The 19,450-nt window shown below is 29.9% G+C and carries 16 protein-coding genes; 10 read left to right on the top strand and 6 right to left on the bottom strand.

The window, feature by feature from the left end:
• Nucleotides 1–80 precede the first annotated feature (80 nt).
• From N4A35_07075 to N4A35_07045, 7 genes are all read left to right on the top strand, one after another.
• A complete protein-coding gene (locus tag N4A35_07075) occupies nucleotides 81–1,019 on the top strand; it encodes a PorP/SprF family type IX secretion system membrane protein (GenBank protein MCT4581164.1) in 939 nt (312 codons plus the stop codon).
• Between the two features lie 3 nt (nucleotides 1,020–1,022).
• Nucleotides 1,023–3,122 (top strand): OmpA family protein, encoded by a 2,100-nt coding sequence (locus N4A35_07070; protein MCT4581163.1) that lies wholly within the window; start codon nucleotides 1,023–1,025, stop codon nucleotides 3,120–3,122.
• 111 nt (nucleotides 3,123–3,233) lie between these two features.
• Complete coding sequence (locus N4A35_07065) at nucleotides 3,234–5,096, top strand: hypothetical protein (GenBank protein ID MCT4581162.1); 1,863 nt, start codon at nucleotides 3,234–3,236, stop codon at nucleotides 5,094–5,096.
• 80 nt (nucleotides 5,097–5,176) lie between these two features.
• A complete protein-coding gene (locus N4A35_07060; protein ID MCT4581161.1) occupies nucleotides 5,177–6,412 on the top strand; it encodes a gliding motility-associated C-terminal domain-containing protein in 1,236 nt (411 codons plus the stop codon).
• Between the two features lie 184 nt (nucleotides 6,413–6,596).
• Nucleotides 6,597–7,820, top strand: a complete 1,224-nt coding sequence (locus N4A35_07055; GenBank protein MCT4581160.1) for a gliding motility-associated C-terminal domain-containing protein — start codon at nucleotides 6,597–6,599, stop codon at nucleotides 7,818–7,820.
• Between the two features lie 96 nt (nucleotides 7,821–7,916).
• On the top strand, nucleotides 7,917–8,579 hold the full coding sequence (locus tag N4A35_07050; GenBank protein ID MCT4581159.1) for a response regulator transcription factor: 663 nt from the start codon (nucleotides 7,917–7,919) through the stop codon (nucleotides 8,577–8,579).
• Between the two features lie 74 nt (nucleotides 8,580–8,653).
• Complete coding sequence (locus N4A35_07045) at nucleotides 8,654–10,612, top strand: SpoIIE family protein phosphatase (protein MCT4581158.1); 1,959 nt, start codon at nucleotides 8,654–8,656, stop codon at nucleotides 10,610–10,612.
• Here the strand turns inward: N4A35_07045 and N4A35_07040 are convergent.
• Nucleotides 10,589–10,993: a DUF1987 domain-containing protein gene (locus tag N4A35_07040; protein ID MCT4581157.1), complete on the bottom strand. Its 405-nt coding sequence runs from the start codon at nucleotides 10,991–10,993 to the stop codon at nucleotides 10,589–10,591. The genes N4A35_07045 and N4A35_07040 overlap by 24 nt on opposite strands.
• Nucleotides 10,993–11,547 (bottom strand): SiaB family protein kinase, encoded by a 555-nt coding sequence (locus N4A35_07035; protein ID MCT4581156.1) that lies wholly within the window; start codon nucleotides 11,545–11,547, stop codon nucleotides 10,993–10,995. The genes N4A35_07040 and N4A35_07035 overlap by 1 nt, the downstream gene beginning before the upstream one ends.
• A 115-nt stretch (nucleotides 11,548–11,662) precedes the next feature.
• Here N4A35_07035 and N4A35_07030 point away from each other — a divergent pair, with 115 nt between their 5' ends.
• A complete protein-coding gene (locus N4A35_07030; GenBank protein ID MCT4581155.1) occupies nucleotides 11,663–11,884 on the top strand; it encodes a hypothetical protein in 222 nt (73 codons plus the stop codon).
• Between the two features lie 63 nt (nucleotides 11,885–11,947).
• On the opposite strand, the gene N4A35_07025 is transcribed toward N4A35_07030, so the two are convergent.
• The 3 genes from N4A35_07025 to N4A35_07015 form a co-directional block, all read right to left on the bottom strand.
• Nucleotides 11,948–13,738, bottom strand: coding sequence for a T9SS type A sorting domain-containing protein (locus N4A35_07025; GenBank protein MCT4581154.1), 1,791 nt, complete (start codon nucleotides 13,736–13,738; stop codon nucleotides 11,948–11,950).
• Between the two features lie 166 nt (nucleotides 13,739–13,904).
• Nucleotides 13,905–14,537 (bottom strand): NAD(P)H-dependent oxidoreductase, encoded by a 633-nt coding sequence (locus N4A35_07020; GenBank protein MCT4581153.1) that lies wholly within the window; start codon nucleotides 14,535–14,537, stop codon nucleotides 13,905–13,907.
• 11 nt (nucleotides 14,538–14,548) lie between these two features.
• Nucleotides 14,549–14,956, bottom strand: coding sequence for a hypothetical protein (locus tag N4A35_07015; GenBank protein ID MCT4581152.1), 408 nt, complete (start codon nucleotides 14,954–14,956; stop codon nucleotides 14,549–14,551).
• Nucleotides 14,957–15,078: 122 nt separating this feature from the next.
• On the opposite strand from N4A35_07015, the gene N4A35_07010 reads away from it, so the two are divergent.
• Both N4A35_07010 and N4A35_07005 read left to right on the top strand, forming a co-directional pair.
• Entirely contained in the window at nucleotides 15,079–15,762 is a 684-nt protein-coding gene (locus N4A35_07010) for a hypothetical protein (GenBank protein MCT4581151.1), read from the top strand.
• Nucleotides 15,763–15,978: 216 nt separating this feature from the next.
• Entirely contained in the window at nucleotides 15,979–17,103 is a 1,125-nt protein-coding gene (locus N4A35_07005) for a DUF4932 domain-containing protein (GenBank protein MCT4581150.1), read from the top strand.
• Nucleotides 17,104–17,816: 713 nt separating this feature from the next.
• Here the strand turns inward: N4A35_07005 and N4A35_07000 are convergent.
• Nucleotides 17,817–19,106, bottom strand: a complete 1,290-nt coding sequence (locus tag N4A35_07000) for a site-specific integrase (GenBank protein MCT4581149.1) — start codon at nucleotides 19,104–19,106, stop codon at nucleotides 17,817–17,819.
• Nucleotides 19,107–19,450 lie beyond the last annotated feature (344 nt).

The raw sequence follows: 19,450 nt of genomic DNA, 5'->3' as shown, positions 1-19,450 counted from the left end.
TTAGTATTTAATCATAAAACCAACAAAAACCACCCCTTAGGGTAGTGACTTTCTATTGGTAATAGAATAAATTTGCTCTTGTGATTAAAGGCCTTAAAATAAGTATTTATACCTACTTTCTAATTATAATAGTTATTGGATCAAAAAGTTATGCTCAAAATATTTTTCAGAGTAATCAATATATGATATATCAGCCTATTATCAATTTTTCAGCTGCTAGTAGTTATAATCAAGTTAATTTCACATCATTCTATCGTAATCAATGGGTTGGTTTTAAAGGTTCTCCAACAACTTTTGGTTTTATAGGAATTATACCACTAAAAAACACTTCCGTAACGCTAGGAACTAGAGTTTTTAATGAACAAATTGGTATACATAATAAAACAGAGATTAAGTTAGATTATGCATACAAACTTCAAACACAGCTCAATCATTTTTTATCTTTTTCAATTTCCCCTAAAATTAACATTCATCAGTCTAGTTATCAGAAAATTGAAACAAATACCAATAACGACCCTAACTTTAATTCAAATCCAATAGCTGTGGTTTACCCTAATGCAGAGTTTGGCCTCTATCATTTTTCTCCTAAGTTTTATCTAGGCATTTCAAGCCCTAATTTACTATATAACACCCCTATTAATGACTTTACCTACACAACTCAATTTTCGCTTCCTCACATTACCTATTATATACATTCAGGATATAAATGGTCTAAACCATCCACATACAATATTTACGGCTCTATTTACTTAAAGACTACATACGGAGCTCCAGTTGTTGGTTCTCTTAATGCTGGGATAGAAACATTAAAAAACAAATTACTAGTAGGCTTATCCTACAGAACAACAAATGAATTAGTACCCCTATTACGACTTAACTTAAATAAGTTAACATTAGGATATGCATTTCAGTATTCACTTTCTTCTATTAGACCATACAATAATGGGACACATGAAATCTTATTAAATTATAATATAAAACAAAAAGCTACGGCTGCTCTAATTGCCCCAAGGTTTTAACTAATGAAAAGATTAATATACATACAAATTTTATTGAGTGTTGCCTTTATAAATATTAAAGGTCAAAACCTAAACAATGCCATAGAGTTAGAAAATTCGGGATATTATATTGAAGCTATAAAGGAGTATGAAGGTTGTTTAAATTTAAAATTAAGTACCGAAGAACACTCATCTATCATTAAAAGAATACTGTTTACACACTTAAACAATTACAACTATAACAAAGCATATGAAGCCTATAAGAATAATCCTAATTTAAGCTTTTCAAAAAAAGAGTTTCATTCTATATTTCACTTATTAAGAGTTGTAAAAGAATATGAAACAGCTTCTATACTATTAGATTCTTTACAACTGACACCGCAGGAAAAAAGTAGTTACTCACAAGATTTTATTGAATGGCCACGCAACAACTCTACATTAAAACAACTATCAGTTAAAGCTACAAACCTAGCTCCTTCTAAATGTCATGGAATTACTTTTTATAAAGACGGAATAATTATTCCCTTTGAAGAAGTAGAAAAGAATAAAACAAGTCCTTTCAAACTATTTTACTATCAATCAGTTAGTGATACTAATTTTAATAAAGTAAATCAGTTATTTAAAACTCAAGAAACTTTCTACAATGGAACTCCTTTTTTTGATAGTACTAATAATACTCTTATTTATACAAGCAGTAATTCTGGATATAAAAATTATACTGATAAAACTAAAGTAAAATACAATCTCTCAAAACAAGGAAAAAATCATTTACAATTAATCAGTCATGATTTTTATCAAAATCAAAAAATTAACCTGCTACCAAAAAACACTGAAGAATCCATCCATAGCCCTTATCTATATAAAGATTCTATATTATTTTTTAGTAAAACCACAGCTAAACAAAAATCAGATTTGTTTTATTCCATCAAAAAAGGAAAAGTATGGCAAACCCCTAAACCTTTACTAAAGGTAAATACATTTGAAAATGATGTATATCCCTATATTAAAAAAAATCGTTTTTACTTTGCTTCAAGAGGGAGAAATGGCTACGGAGGTTTAGACATATACGAAGGAAGTCTAACCTTTAATAAATTAGGTGAACCTGTTGTAAAGGACATTGAAAACATGGGGGCATCGATAAACTCAAGTTATGATGATTTTGCATTTATAATAAATAGCAAAGGAACTGCTTATTGGGCTAGCAATCGTTCTTCGGAAAAAGATCAAATTTATACCACTACTTATAAAAGAACAGTTAGTATTAATGGTATTGTAAAGAACCAAAACGCTCCAATTGAAGGAATCAAAATAAAGCTTGAAAATACTGATAATTTTAACACTTCCTCTGACAATGGAATTTGGAATTTTGCTGTTAAAGAAGACGCTACCGTTCATTTATATTTTTCAGGGGAAGGGTATCGACAGAAAAAAATAAAAATTTCCGAGCCAAGATCAGATTCTTCTTACATAATTACTCTAGAAAAAAACATGTTTCAGCTCAAAAACAGTATTACAAATGCTCCTATAACAGATGCTACAATAACCATTTATGAAAAAGAAGAGCCAGATAATTGGATTAAAACAGAAACGGTTGAGACTAATGAAAATGGAGAATGGATATTTGACTTTGATATAGAAAAAAAATATAAAGTGACTGTAGAAGCTAAGGACTTCAAAAAGAAAGAAATTTATATTCCTAAAGAACAAAGAGAGATTGATGATTTTGATTTTTTCGAAGATATATCTCCTTTAGATATAGAACCTGAAGCAAAAGGAACTTTAACAATTAACAATATTTATTTTGATTATAACTCTTCTAAGATAAAGAAAGAATCGATCCCTATTCTCAATAATTTAACGCAATACCTCATTAATAATAAAGAAATAAAAGTAGAACTCAGTGCTCATACTGATTGTATAGGAAGTAACCTATATAACCTTAAACTCTCTGAAGATAGAGCTTATAGTTGCTTGCAGTTCTTATTAAAAAACAATATTGATACAAACCAGATAACAGCCAAAGGATATGGAGAGTTAGTTCCTTTATATCCGTGTGAAAAACAAAGAAAAGAAGAAGAATTCGCTAAACTCAATAGAAGAATTGAAGTAAAATTTTTAAACTAGTTAAGCATACTTTGTCTAAACATAATCAAATAGATAGGTGGTAGTGTTTATGAGACAAATGTGATGACAAAGGTGCTTAATTATAATAATAAATATAAACAATAACAAATTATGAAACAACTATTTATAACAATTGGAACACTAATACTTTCGTCTATACTATATGGGCAAGCAGGTGGTGTAGGTATAAACAATAATGGAACAGCTCCCAATGCATCTGCAATGCTGGATATTGAATCGACTTCAAAAGGTTTACTCGTCCCTCGTGTTGCATTAACAAATACAACAGATGCTACAACTATAGTTAACGGTAACGTTACTTCTCTTTTAGTATACAATACTGCTACTATAGCAGATGTTGTACCCGGATATTATTATTGGGATGGCTCTGTATGGAAGACATTAGGAGGTGATGCTGATGCTGACCCTAGCAATGAAATACAAGATTTACAAATTGTTGGTAATAATTTAACTATTACCAATAATGGTGCACCTACAACAATAGACCTATCTCCATACTTAGATAATACAGATGATCAAAATATTGATAGTGTAAGTCTTAATGGCAACAACCTAACCGTTTACATAGAAAATGGAACAGCTGCTACAGTTGATTTAAGTGCATTGGCTTCTGATCATGATTGGTATGAAACTGGAGGCACATCTGCTCCTGATAACATTAATGATACCATTTATACTATGGGAAATGTTGGAATTGGAGAAGTATTACCTAAAGCTGAACTTGATGTTAATGGCGACATTATTTTTGGTGGGACAGCATCAAGTCTAGAATGGCAATTAAGCTCCGGACCTGGAATATTTAGGTTAAAAAACGGTCCAAATTATAATAGTGGAGAAATAAAGCTAGAAGGTCGCTCTATTGGAGGAACAGGAAGTAATTTCCAACTAGTAATAGACGATGCTAGTTCTCAGCTATACCCTAATTACTCATTTATATCTGATAACAATACAGGGATTTTTAATCGGCCTGCTTCTCCTGACAACCTATATTTTAGTACTAATGGTATAGAAAGACAAGTTATAGATGCTAATGGTAATGTCGGGATTGGTACTACTACGCCCACAGATAAACTAAATGTCCATGGAGCAATACTATCTACTGGAGAAAATACATGGGGAGCAGTAATTTCTGAATCATTTTCTGGTACAGCAGTTCACAACGGAGTTTTTGTTAGTAGAAATGCTAGAGGATCAAAATCATCTCCTACCTACTCTCTATCAGGAGATATTATGGGACAGCTAACATATAGAAATCATACAAACACCTTTGGTGCTGACATTGCTTCATTTGCAACTGAAAACCATTCAGCAACCAACGCTGGATCCAATTTAACATTTTGGACCATTCCTAATGGAGGAAATAATACTTTTACAAGAATGACTATTTCAGAAAATGGTAATGTAGGTATAGGAACAACATCACCTTCTGAATTACTTGAATTACAAGGAGGTTCAATAAAGATAGTAGATGGAACCCAAGGAGCTAATAAAGTTTTAATGTCTGATGGAGCTGGAAAAGGTAGTTGGCAAACTTTAACTGGTGCATGGATGGGCTACTTATCTGGCGGTTCTAGTTCTGCTGGAATTGGAGGAGAAGTATCGATAGATTTTACAAGTGCTTCTGTAATTGGACAAGGAGGAAGCTCTAGTGCAACAACAGATAATATTACAGTACCTGTAACTGGAACATATAGAATCATGGTTTCAGGATGGGGATCTGGAGTAATTTCACCATATTTAATTTATTGGAGAGCTAAAGTAAATGGAGTTAATGCATGGGGACCTCATTACTCAGGAGCATCTTCTACATGGGGAACTAATTTATCTTCAGTAACAATACTAAATTTAAATGCTGGTGATATCATATCATTATACAGAGATACTTTTACTGCTGGAGGAAGTTATGATGGTGATACTAGTGGTGTAATTTTTTCGGTTGAACTTATACAATAATTCATTATTATAATACGCAAAAATCAATGGTATGCTTCAAATTATATAAAATAATAACTTATGCGTTTTCAATAATATTCTTGCTTATAATTTCATTTAGCATAAACGGTCAATCATATTTTATTACTTCATCTGATGGTGTTATAACGATAGAAAACGGGGCAACAATATATGTAGATGGTAACATTAATATGGGACAAAACAGTCTTTTTAAAAACAGCGGCAACATTCGGCTAACTAAAAACTGGATTAACAACAGTTCCTCAAGTGGGTTTGACCAATCTATTTTATATGGAAACGTTCATTTTATCGGAGGTAATCAGTTAATTGACGGTACAAATTCAACCAACTTTTACAATATCCATTTATATGGTGATTATACCATTAAAGAATGTATGTTAAATACATTTATAGAAGGCAGATTACATCTGAATAACTCTGAGTTACAAACACATCAAAATATAGTATCTATTAATAACCCCAATTCTAATGCTATAACCTTTGAAAAAGGATATGTTGCTTCTGATTTATTAGGAGGTTATTTAATGAGAAAAACGAATAGCATAAATGACTATTATTTTCCTACAGGAAATAGTATTATCGATTTTTATAAAAGATTAAGGCCAGTAACAATATCTCCAGTAAATAACTCTGAAAATTATTTTGCTGTTCGCTTAGCTCCGTTATATGTAAATAACGATATAGGAACTTCAATCACTGGAGCAATAGCTCCATATCCTGTTCAACAAAAACAAGCTGAACTAAATGACTTTAATACTTTATTTTATCATAACATAGCAAGAGTACAAGGTAATAGCCCCGCTAAAATTGACATTTGGTACGAAGAAGAAGATGGGGAATATAATACTATAGCACATTGGAACAGTCAAGAAACTTGGATAGATGAACAATTTAATATTCAAACCTTCTCCTCTCCCACTATCTCAAACTTTCCTTTGAATAAAGCATCATTTATCAATTTTAATAATTTCAACCATGATGCTTTTGTTTTAGCAAACAAAATTAATCTCAATAATATATATATTCCTAATTCTTTTACACCAAATGGAGACCATAACAATGATATATTTATTCCCATTTTAAATTATGATAATATTGATGAATATGAACTTGTTATATATGATCGTTGGGGAAAACAACTTTTTTTCACAGATAATGTAACTGAAGGTTGGGATGGAACTAGTCTAAACCAAAAAGTTCAATTAGGAACCTATATTTGGACTTTAAGAATTAAACCTAGTGAAACAAATGCTAACTTCATCGAAAAGATAGGACACATTAACTTAATCAGATAAGGTATCTAAATTCAATCAAAAATCTTTTTACTTATCCAATCAGATTTTATCTAATTCTATGTAAAAATTACATATATTTAAACTTAAATCAGGAGTTATCATCTAGAAATAAATGCACAAGGTTCTTTTCAAAAAATATTATATCTACAGGCTAAGTCTCTATGTTCTTTTTAGCCTAATCATTATGATAAATCCTCAAGCACAAGGAAGTATTTATTCAAATGAATACATAGTAATAGATTCTGCAGCAACACTTTTTGTGGAAGGAAACGTACAGTTAGAAACTACTAATAGCTTAATAACCAATAATGGAGAGCTTATTGTGAAAGAAAATTGGATTAACAATACTGATTCAACAGGATTAATAAATAATGGACGAGGAACTGTAAAGTTAGATGGTGATTTTCAGTCTATATCTGGTAATAGTATAACCAAGTTTTATCAACTTGAGCTGAATGGCTCCAACTCTGTTAAAGAGCTTAACAACTCCATATTTGTTGATAGTTTATTATTACTTAATGATGCTGTTTTAGAAACCAACAATTACATTGCTCATCTTTTAAACCCTAATCAAAGTGCACTTAGCTGGACTCAAAATGGATATATTTCAACGAATTCTATTGGCGGTCACTTTTTACGCAATATGTCTCCTAATATCACTTATGTATTTCCAGTAGGAAATCAAAATTTGTCTGGCAACCATAGATTTGTAGAAATTACACCATTTAATACAGATACTAACACATATGGTGTTGCTTTACTAGCTGAATCAATTGACAATGTTTACGGCACTTCTATTTCTGGGATTAATGGACCATTTAATTCTTCAGCTACTAATGAGAGTATTGAAAAACTGAACAACAATTATTTCTATTCTATATATAGATATTCAACTGGTGATAGCGCTAAAATTAACTTCTATTTCAAATCTGATGATGCCCCACAAAATTATACATCAGTAGCGCAATGGAAATCCTCTTTAAACCGTTGGGAAAATGAACTATTTACAATATCACCTCTTTCCAACAGTCTACCTAACTTTGGAAATCCAGATCGAATTGCATCTAAAAGTGCCCACTTTGATTTTAATTCTGATATTTTTACTTTTATAGAAACTACTTTGTTTATTCCCAATGGTTTTTCACCTGATAATGATGGAATTAATGACTTCTTTGTAATAGATAATCTTGACTTATACGAAAATAATGAACTTATAATATTTAATAGGTGGGGAAGTGAAATATATACAGCTAGTCCATATGAGAATAATTGGAATGGAGTATCTAATTCAACTGATCTCTTCTTACAAGGCAAAAAAATTGATGATGGCACCTATTATTATATACTAAAATTAAGCGACGAACTACCAATTATGAAAGGCTTTTTAGAAGTTAAAACTTTTGATTAAATGGAAGGTAGCACTCTATGGTACTAATACTTACACATACAAATCAGTTACATAATTGTAAACAACATGTGCACAAAAACACAATAAGATAGACACATGAGGTTATTGCTTGTTGAAGAACATAAGATTTTAAGAGAAAGTATTGTATCTATTTTACAAGTTAATTTTCCTGATATAGATATTGTTACATCACCAAATGGTCAATCTGCATTAAATGTTATAAATTATGAGCTACAATTTGAATTATTAATTATTAACCTTCAACTATCTGACATCTATGGTGTAGATTTAATTGAAAGTATACATCAAGAAATAGATCCTCCCCCAATTATTGCAATGAATAGTTTATTTAGTAATTTTTTAATTAAAAAATTACTAAAACTAAACGTACAAGGCTTTCTGAATCAATACAATAGTAGTAAAGACCTTCTAGAAGCAATACATGCTATACGTAATAAAGAGCGTTATTATTCTGATGACATTCAAAGTCTAATTGATGACTTTAATATTGAAAATCAATACATTCAAAAAATTAAACAAAATTTTATCAAAGAAATTGGATATACTGATCGTGAAATAGAAATTATTCAGCACATGATGAGTTCTAAAACAAATAAAGAAATTGCTGAAGCTCTTTTTCTAAGCAGCGACACCATTAAATTTCATCGTAAAAATATCTATCGTAAATCTAATGTAGGTAACTTACTTGATTTATATAAATTGCTAAATTCTAAGCATTTTTTTTATGAACCTAAATAAAACTGTTCTAGAACTAATTATTTCTGTTTAAACTTTATTTTTACATCTAAAAAATTAATCGTTTATTTAAAGTTATGCTACTGTATCGATATATATTTATATTCTTCTCCCTCCTATTTTCTATAAACAGTTTTAGCCAAACAGAAGAAGATTTACTAAAAACATTAGAGAATGTAGAAGGAATAGAAGCCGCTTCTATATATAATCAATTAGCTAAAGAAGTACTTAAAAGTAACCCTAAAAAAAGCATTGGGTATGGAAATGAAGCTATAAAGTTAGCTAATAAAAACCCTAACGAACTTTCTAAAGCTTACATCAATACTGGGCAAGGGTATTATGTTTTAAAAGAATATGAAAAAGCTATAGAACAGTATAAAAAAGCTATAACAATTTATGAAAAAAACAGAGTCTATAAAGGTAACGCTTATGGTAATTTGCTTACAGGAAGAGCATATCAAAAATTAAATAAAAAAGGATTAGCTATTAATCATTTAAAGAAATCATACGAGATTAGTATACAAAATAACTTATATCTCTATGCTGGTTATGCTGCCCACGACCTTATTGAAGTTTACGGAGATAAAGGAGATATTTCCAATGTAAAAAAATGGACAGAAAATGCAATTAGTGGATATAAAAAAGCCAATAAAGACCAACAAGTAATCAAGGTAACATTTCTATATGGAGCTTATCTTGCTCAATATGGTGATTACGCAGAAGCCAAAAAGCAACTAGAAAAAGCATCAAAAAAAGCAAAGAATAATACAAAACTAGCACAAGAAATTAATACAGTTTTAGAAACAATTGCCTACAATGAGAAAATAGAAAAGGCTACTATTTCTAATCATCAACAAGAACAGCAAAAACAAACTGAGAAATATATAGCTACTATAGAAAAGCAGAAAGTATTATCTCTTGCTGAAATTGAAAAATTAAGTGAAGAAAAACAGTTAGTTGAATTAAAACTAAAAATAGAAACAGATCACTACGAAAAGGAACTACTTATTCAACAACATCTACTAGAACAACGTAACAAAGACTTGGCAATAAAAGATGCAAATATAGAAACACAAATAGCAATTGCTAAACAACATAAAATCGAAAAAAGAAATCGAACTCTTCAGTTAATTGCTGCTATTATAGGCATTATTTTAGTTAGTTTTATTGCTTTAATTTCTTTTAGAAACTATCAAACAAAGAGAAAAGCTTATGCTAATCTTGATTTGAAAAATAAACAAATTCAGACTCAAAAAGAAGAACTCGAATATAAATCGAAAAATATAGAGAAAAGTATCAAATATGCTCAAAAGATTCAGTTTAGCTTATTGCCCAATGAAAAAGTTATTCAATCTATATTTTCTCAATCATTTGTCTTTTTTCAACCCAAAGACCATGTTAGTGGAGATTTTATTTGGACACATACAATCGGAAACAAATCTTTTCTTGCTGTAGCAGATTGCACTGGGCATGGCGTACCTGGGGCTTTTATATCTATAATTTGTGCCAATCTATTAGAAAAAATAATTGTTGAAGAACAAATAGCACAACCAAATATAATTCTTGATAAAATAGATACGGAATTAAAACAAACTATTAATAAATATGAAGAGTATGGTATAAAAGATGGGATGGATATAGCCTTAATTTCAATTACTAATGATACACTGTTATATGCTGGAGCAAGAAACCCTTTATATATTGTTTCTTCCAATCAACTAATTACTTTAAAAGGTGATCGAAAATCTATTGGTTATGGATATAGTATAAGTTCTAATCAATCATTTTCATCTCATGAATATTCACTAAAAGACGGTGATATGTTTTACTTTTCTACAGACGGCTATATAGATCAAAGGGGTGGTCGAAATGGAAATAAATTCTTTGCTAAGCCTTTTAGAGATCTATTACTAAAAATACACTTACTTCCTTTAACTGAACAGAAGAGACAACTTACTCAAGTTTTTAGAGATTGGAAAATGAATGAAGAACAAATGGATGATGTTACCGTACTAGGATTTAGATTTAACAGTTAAAGGCAAATCCGAATAAATAACCTTAAACTCTTCTCCCAACTCCTTCATTTCTTCATCATGCTCTATATATAACCATAAAACATTTAAATCAACATTCTCAAGTGTTGATAATGTCATTAACTGTTTTAATAATTTACTAACAAAAATTACAGAACTAGAATTTAGATATTCTAAAGCAAAAATAGTAGAATAAGAAAACTTTTCATGAGAAGCAGCTATACACGAATGTTCAAGTTCAGCAAACCACTCTAATATAGGCGTATAAAACTCCATTACATCCTCAGGTCTTGAATCCCCTTCTATAATAAAAGAACCCTCATCCAGTTTTAGACTTACTTTGGGTGTAATCTTAGTTTGTTCTATATTATAATTTTTAATCATTAATCAACCTCAATTGTTATTTCAACCAAGAAGAAGTCAACCCCTTCCTCCAAACTGATAAAATTAAAATCTATATTGTTATCACAATCAATAGCCATTTTTAAAAAACCCAACCCACTAGTTATCTTCTCACTTTCACCGGCTTCTCTTAAGAATGATCTATATTCTAATTTTAGCTCATCTATTGACTTATCCTTTAATCTGTCAATCTCTCTTAAAAGTTGGCTTTTCTGAGAAACAAGAATCATATTCCCTACTCCAACAATATAGTCACCTTTTTCATTTTGAGATACATTTACTACTCCAAAATTTCTCTTATTTTCTGTATAAAAAGAATGTTTTACTATATTTTCAACACCTTCAATGAAGGTAGAATATATTTTTTTGACAATAACACTATCTAAAGACGTATTGTTTAGAGAGTCATAGATATCGTCTATTAAATGTTGTGCCATATCAAACGAAAGCGCTCCATAATAATTCATTATGATATTGTTCGCTCTCATTCGCTCAAATAAGCTTAATGATAATTGCTTAGTATTAATAGTTTTCATATCTATTTATGCATGAGTACCAAATTTAAACTATATCTCAATGACCTCCAAATTTAAATAAGATATTCAATTTCTTTTTTTGAATTATACAAGAATAATTATTTACAGTACAAGCATGAGTAATGGCGGTTTTATTAATTTAACCTTGGCTGGACAATTAAGTCATAAAATTGCTGCAGTAGCATCTGTTACAGGTTCTATGTGTCAAAATCAGATAACACAAAATACTATATCAAGATCAATACCAGCGATGCAAATTCATGGAACTAATTACGGTGTAGTTAACTTCAATGGAGGCTGTTTACTCAAACAAAAATACCTTACATTGATAACTTAATCAATTATTGGGTAGGACATAATAATTGTAATTCAACTCCTATTATCACCAACCTTTCTAAGGTTAGTGTAAAGGTGAGACTTTAATTACTTTTTTAACTTCTGTACCTCTTTTTAAATAATAAACTCCAGCAGATAGACTAGTAATATCAAAGACAATTTTCGATTTTTCTTGGGATATTATTCGAATATGGTTCTGCATGCTTTTACCTGATAAATTGTATAAAATAACATCAGAATTCATACTATCGAAATCCATCTCTACAGTTAAATAATCTATTGACGGATTAGGGTATGTATTTAGTGCTGAATGATCGTGAGTGAATTTAATGCTTCTCATTTGTTCATATTTAAATTCTCCATTAAAATCAACTTGTTTTAATCGATAATATGAAAGTCCCATGTATGGAGATTTATCAATCATGCTATATGCATTAGTCGAAGAAGAATTACCGGCTCCCTCTTCTCGACCAACATATTTCCAATCTGTTCCATTAACTGATTTTTCAACTCTAAAATAATCATTATCAATTTCACTAGCTGTCTCCCATTTTAATATAACATTATCTCCTTGATATGGGACTACAACAAAACTAGTTAACTCTACAGGCAATGGGGTTTGAATACGATTAGCTGTAGCTATAGTAAATCTAGCATTATTATCTATTGCTGTAACACTTTGGTATTCATAAATTCCACTACCTAAACTAACGGTTCCTGAAATAGGCGCTTCATCATTAAAACTACCATCATCATCGCTATCTACCAACAACCTTAAATCAGAAGCTGTAATTGGACCTAAACCATTTAAATCAAATCGAATATCAACAGCTCCAACATCAACTCCTACTCCAGACGTATTAACTTCACTAACTCTCCATACTCTTCCCAACCTAGCTTGTATTCCCACAGGAACATCAAAGAACTCTACAGCTTGTGGATTACCATTATTATGTCCCCACATCATAAACTCATCATTGTCTAAATTACTAGGGTTTAAGATTCGAACAGTTCCAGTACCTTGTGAATCAGTATGATTTGTACCGTCTGAAGCTTGACCAATACCAGCAACGTCGTGATCATAGTTACCTGAAGCTGGTTCGTCTTGATTATAGACATCATTATTAACTAAAGATACTCCATATTTTGCCGCTAAATAATTATGAATAATTATTCTTTCAGAAGTATTTATAGCTTTATCTACAACTATAATTTCTGCAATGTCGCCATCAAAATCAAATATTCCTAAATTTGAACCTATATCTCCGATTGTAAAATTATTTGAAATTTCAGGTCCCATATTAGATGTAAAAGTACTCTCTAATGATTCGTTGGCATAAACATTCGTTCCGTTTACCACATCTTCTCTAAAAATAACTGAGGTAATTACTGGAGTTGCTAAGGGGAAAATATTACTAATATTGGTTACAGGTCCTGTTCCATTTGGAACAGCACTATGATAATTTGGATGCAAGTTAGTCTTATCAAAAATAAATCGATCCCAATTAGCATCATCTTCACCCCATACACCTCCTGCATTATCAACTCTAGGAGTATACAAAGATATAATAGAAACATCTGGCATTACCCCTGCATTTATGGATAAATTAGTTGATATAAAATCTCCTGCCCCATCAAAAGTAATAACATTGTAACCGTTTAAAGAACTAGTTGTTAAAGAAGGGTCTCCATTGACTACAGAAACTACCCCGCTTCCTGACAAGTCAGAAATTGCAGAGACAGGACCGCTTCCTGAGATACCATTATTTGCATCCATCCAAAATTTTAAGTTAGAATCTCCACTAGTAGTCCCAAATCCTCCTGGACCTGTTTGAGCCCATAAAAAATGGGGCATCAGCAATAAATTTAAACATAGAAAAGCTTTTAAGTAACGAGAGTAAATCATAAAAAATTTTGACACAAAAATATTACATTTTCTTAAAAATTTTAAATTATTTATGACTAAAACCTTTCAATTCCTGTTAAAAATATTTATTTTTAACAGGAATCTATTCTATTTTCTACTCAATTACAGTAATTAATTCTTCATAAGGTTTTCTAACCTTTTCAAGGTTTACTAGCCAATCTTTTTTTTCATCTCTATAACCAATAGGTAACATTACACAACTCCTCAACCCTTTTTCTTTAAGATTTAAAATATCATCTACAGCTTCAGGTTCAAACCCTTCCATTGGCGTACAATCTATACCTAATGCAGCTACAGCATTAATTGCATTAGTAAACGCAATGTAAGCTTGTTTTGAAGCATGTTGAAAATTATACTCTGGCGATCTTTGTGGATACGAATTTAAAAGCGTTTGTCGGTAATTTTCCCAACCTTCATTCTTAAACCCTCTAATTTCGTTTGTCAAATCAAACATACGATTGATTCTATCTTCAGTGTATGTACCCCATGCCGCAAAAACAAATAAATGTGAACAGTCTGTAACTACAGATTGATTCCAAGCTACAGCTTTTATTTTTTGTTTGACTTCATCATTAGTTATGACTAAAACTTCAAAAGGCTGTAATCCACTTGAAGTAGGAGACAACGATATTGCTTCAATAATTTGATCAATCTTTTCCTTATCAACACTACTACCATTCATAGCTTTAGTAGCATATCTCCATTTTAACTTCTCTAAGAATTCCATATTGTTTATCATTAATTTTCTATTTTACTACCTCTACTAAAATATTCTGTAGACCAAAGTGACCATACAATTAATACTGGCTGAAAAAACATACGAACTAATCTTTTTATATCTGTATCTAGCCCAAAAGCATCAATGCTATAGATATATTGATTTATGTTACCTGGAAAAACCAAAACAAAGAATATAGCTAAGGTAATTCCAGTTTTTATCTTAAACTTTCCTCCTATAATCAATAGCCCCCCAATTATTATTTCTAATAAACCAGATGCTATAACTATAAAATCCATAAAACCTTCACCCAATATTAACCACTTAGGAACTTGAGCATAAAACTCTTCTCGTAAAAATGTCAAGTGCCCTATACCTGCATAAAGCATAAATATTCCTAAAATGATTCTTAATACTATTTTTATCATACCTTTAAAATTAAGTCGTGCACGATGCAAATTTACTGAAAAAGAATTCACATATGAAATATTTTTTAGTAAATTTACTTAAGAATTTTTATATCAAATAAAGAATGCCATACTATTATCTTTTGAACTTAGTTAACTTAATTGTTGTACCAGTAATCTTATCTTGTTCTGCTAACTCTCAAAATAATGAGGCCAACGTATTAAAACAGTCAAACACCTTCTCTACACCAATAAATACAGATAAAAAACTTTCAAAATTTGAACTAGATAAAGAAAAAATAACAAAACAAATTAACATGAAAACGGTTGATCAAATCACAAAAAAAGAATTACCTAAAATATCAAAAGTAGTTATAGGAAATATTGAATCCGGTAATTATGGAGGCTCATTACCTAACGAAATTTTTGAAAGTATTTATAGTTATTCAAGATTCAGCCTAACAGAACACCCTGAATTGCAAATTAAATTTGAGGCTTTAATTAATGATTTTTTTGATAATTCAATCGTTAACGATTCAGTTACATTACGTCAATATTTATTTTACGTATATAACAAACAAGAGGTTAAATTAAATCAAATTCATAGCAAGTACAATAATATTCCAAAAGGATCAAAAATACAAAACTTACCAATACTTCTTTTTTCAGCAGATAAAAATACTCCGATTTTTAAATTAAATCAACTTGATATAAGTATCACATCTACTAATAACAGTAAAAATGAACTTTACCAATTTATAATTGACAATGGTTTTAATTTTTCTAGTGCTATTCCAGATGATTTTTATAACACTTACTATAAGTAATTTTTTCAGACTGATGAAACATCAATGATCTTTGATAATCGATGTGAACAAACATATAATCTACTTTTCTTAACATTCTAAAGAGTTTGAAAACACAAGTTAAGATAAATTTTAAACTACTATTATATATAAAACTATAATATGAAGCAGATTCTCATTCTTTTCTGACTACAAGTTGTGCGGCATTAGACGAATGAATAAAAACAGAACTAATTAATGAAACAAATAATAGGAATATTTTTGATTTCACTCACTTTAAATGCGTGTTTTCAAAAGAAAGAAGTAAATATTGAACAAAAAGCAACAATACTAAAAGAACCGAAAGTAGATAAACGTGTAGAACTATTAAGCATTATTTTTAGACTTGCAGGTAGTCATGAATATAGTCAAAACCTTTTTCCAAAGTACGTTGAAAGCATTGAAAGTCATTTTGGAAAATATAAAAATCACGATTTAATTAAGTTCGTAAAAGATGAATTACTTGAGGATGGAATTGGTTTTAGTTCTGTTATGAGTATGGCTATTCATATAACTGAACCGCCTATTATTAAACCTATATCAATCCCTTTTCCATGCAAATCACTTGAGGAACCTTGGGAAAAAGAAAGCTCAATAAAATTTTTGAAGCTGTTAAATGAATTTTATGCTGATGCCGACTGTGAAACTTTTTTTAGTAAAAATAAAGAACTTTACAAAACTGCATCTAACAGATTTAAAAAAGTATATCAACAATTAGACTTAGAATGGTATCAAAATTTTTATGGGGCAAAGCCTAAAGGTGAATTTAGAATTATAAATGCATTAGGAAATGGTGGTGCAAATTATGGTCCAAAAATATTCACTAAAAATGGAAATGAAGTAATATATGCAATAATGGGAACGTGGAGTGTTGATAGTTTAAGTATTCCTAATTATGAAATTGACGAATATTTCCCAACACTTTTACATGAGTTTAATCATTCATTTGTAAATCATCTTGTAGAGATATATCGTTCTGAGCTTCAAAAAAGTGGTACAATAATTTTTGATAAAATAAAAAATGAAATGAATAAACAAGCATATGGCAATTGGAAAACTATGTATGATGAAGCGTTGGTTAGAGCGGCAGTTGTCAAATATATGAAGGATCATGATTATGATAAAAAAACAATCGAAAATGAATTGGATGAGCAGTTAATTAGCAGTTTTTTATGGACTGATGAGTTAGTAATGGAATTGGAGAGATATGATAATAATAGATATAAGTATCCATCACTAGGAAGTTTTATGCCTGAAATAATAAAGTTTTTTAATCTTATCGCACCTAAAATTGAGGATTTAAAGAAAAGAACTGATAAATAAAACGAGCGCACAACAATGGTAACAGTTGCACAACTCTCAAAAAAACGAAAAAGCAATAAAATTTAAAGCTTTTTAAAGGCCTTAATATCTCCTTTTAGAAGTTGATTTCTGTAAAAATAGACTTTCTTAAATTGGATTTATTTGAGTTTGTAAAGTTAGTTTTGAGAAAAATAGTTGAACTGCAACTCTTACTGCAGTATTTGTCTTCTTTTGAGTAAATTTTAAGTATTTCTTTATGTTATAGGCAATAGCAGCCATATCCATTACCTCATTGGCCGGCACTACTCCCAAATTTCACATACTAAGTTAAAAAATGAGAAGGTAGAATAATGAATCTATTCTTAATTAAGAAGTGCTTAAAATGTTAAAAATAATCAATATACTCAATTCATTTTTCTTATTGAATAGTTAAAACAACTTTAATAAAAGTTGAAGCAACAAGTTTCATTTTTTTAACTTAAAACATAACTTTAACCTAAAAATAATCTTTTAATTAAGACACTTTATATTTGTCATTTCATTAGCATATTTCCATAACTTTTTTCCAATATATTTGTACTTTACATAATCTAATATACAAACTGAAACAGGATAACTTATCATCTCTATCTTTCCATTTGATCCCTCAATTAACGCCATCCTATGTTAAATATAGTTTTGACAAAATGGAAACATTCATCTTCATGCAAATAATTTTGCTTATACAAGCATATTCAACCTACTATTCTGTCATTAGCTTCGTCTAATGTTTCATCATCAAATGAATCTAGATAAATTTGTGTTGTTTTTAGATCGGAATGTCCTAAACCTTCTGCTATTACTGAAACTGGTATCATTTTTCTTTTCGCTATTGTTGCCCAAGAGTGTCTTGCATAATATGAAGTAATTTCTTCATCTACTCCTACCATTTTACCTAAAGTTTTCAACCTACCATTAATACGTTGTCTCTTCTTTTTATACGTTCTTCTTCCCATTGGAGAATCATTAAAACCAATAGGAAAGACTAAATCACCATCTGATTTTTGCACTACATTGTAAAAACTAAGAATTTTTAATGATTCATCAGTAAGTTTAATAGAATACTGTCGTTGATTTTTACTTCTTGTATATAAAAGTCTTCCAGATATTATTTTTCCCTCCTCTATTTTTAAATCTCTTAATTGTCCTTTTCTTAATTTGGCCATATCTATCATATTTAGCCCCATATTATTAAACATAAAAAGAAAGTAGTTCCTAGCATCCCATAGAGCAGATTTCTCTTTTAATTCTAAATCTCTAATAGCATTAATTGTTTCTATTCTTAAAGCTCTTTTTTTGGTTGGTTTTGCCCTTGGCATTTTTAATCCTTTAAAAGGATATAAATCTGCTGAAATAATATCATCTTCTATTGCTTCATTAAATAACGTTTTGATAGGCCTTAAGTAAGCACTTATTGTATTTGGTTTATTACCTCTACCTGTAGAATAAGCTATAAAGTTTTTCAAAAACGTTTTATCTATTTCTGAAAATAATACATCATTTGTGTTATGAAACTGAAGTAAGGAATTGATACCAGTTTGAATTGCTTCTATGTACCCTAATTTATTTGCATTTCTTAGTCTTTCTATTTTTAATTTTGAATAATTAACTAATGAAGTTTTTGTTATTTTCTTTTTCAAAAATTTTCTCTTATCATAAGTTAAAGTTGATTCATTTGATAATATCTCTGTTAAAACTCTATTCTTTAATTCTTCTATAGACATCGTTTCAATTTCTAGCTTGTGAGAAATAATAAAAGCTCTTGCCTTAGTCAATTGATTATTTACTTTAATTGAAATAAATTTATGATTCTCTATATTCTTTATTTTTAATGTTTCTTGACACCAATCTTTACTTTTTAATGAATAGCCTAAAGAAATAGTTCTTGTTTTTGTTTTGTGAGACAAGAATAATATCAAAGGAGAAGTTCCATCTTTTCTTTTACTATTTTTTCTATTATCTAATTTAAGTTTTACTTTAGCCATATTATTTTTTGCATGTTTTTGCGTGTTTTACCATGCTAAAATAGACTACTTTGATTTCAAAAGATAAAACAGATATTAACAAAACCCTTATTACATAACGATTAAATGAACTTTTGGTTTCATTTCAACTTAAATATATTCTGCCTGTCACGCAGGGGGTCGCGGGTTCGAGTCCCGTCCAGACCGCGAAAAGCTTCAACAATTAGTTGAGGCTTTTTTTATGCTCAAAACTTCATAAAGAGAATGGTGAGAATATCCCGATTATCATCGGGAGGGTCGCGAGTTCGACGACCAGACTGTAGAGAGGTTCACTATTATAGTAGTGCTTTTCTTGTTTTACTGAG

The organism is Flavobacteriales bacterium (assembly GCA_025210295.1).
Lineage (GTDB): Bacteria > Bacteroidota > Bacteroidia > Flavobacteriales_D > Parvicellaceae > S010-51.
Note: the sequence above shows the minus strand (reverse complement) of the source record. Positions and strands in the feature narration are given on the sequence as shown.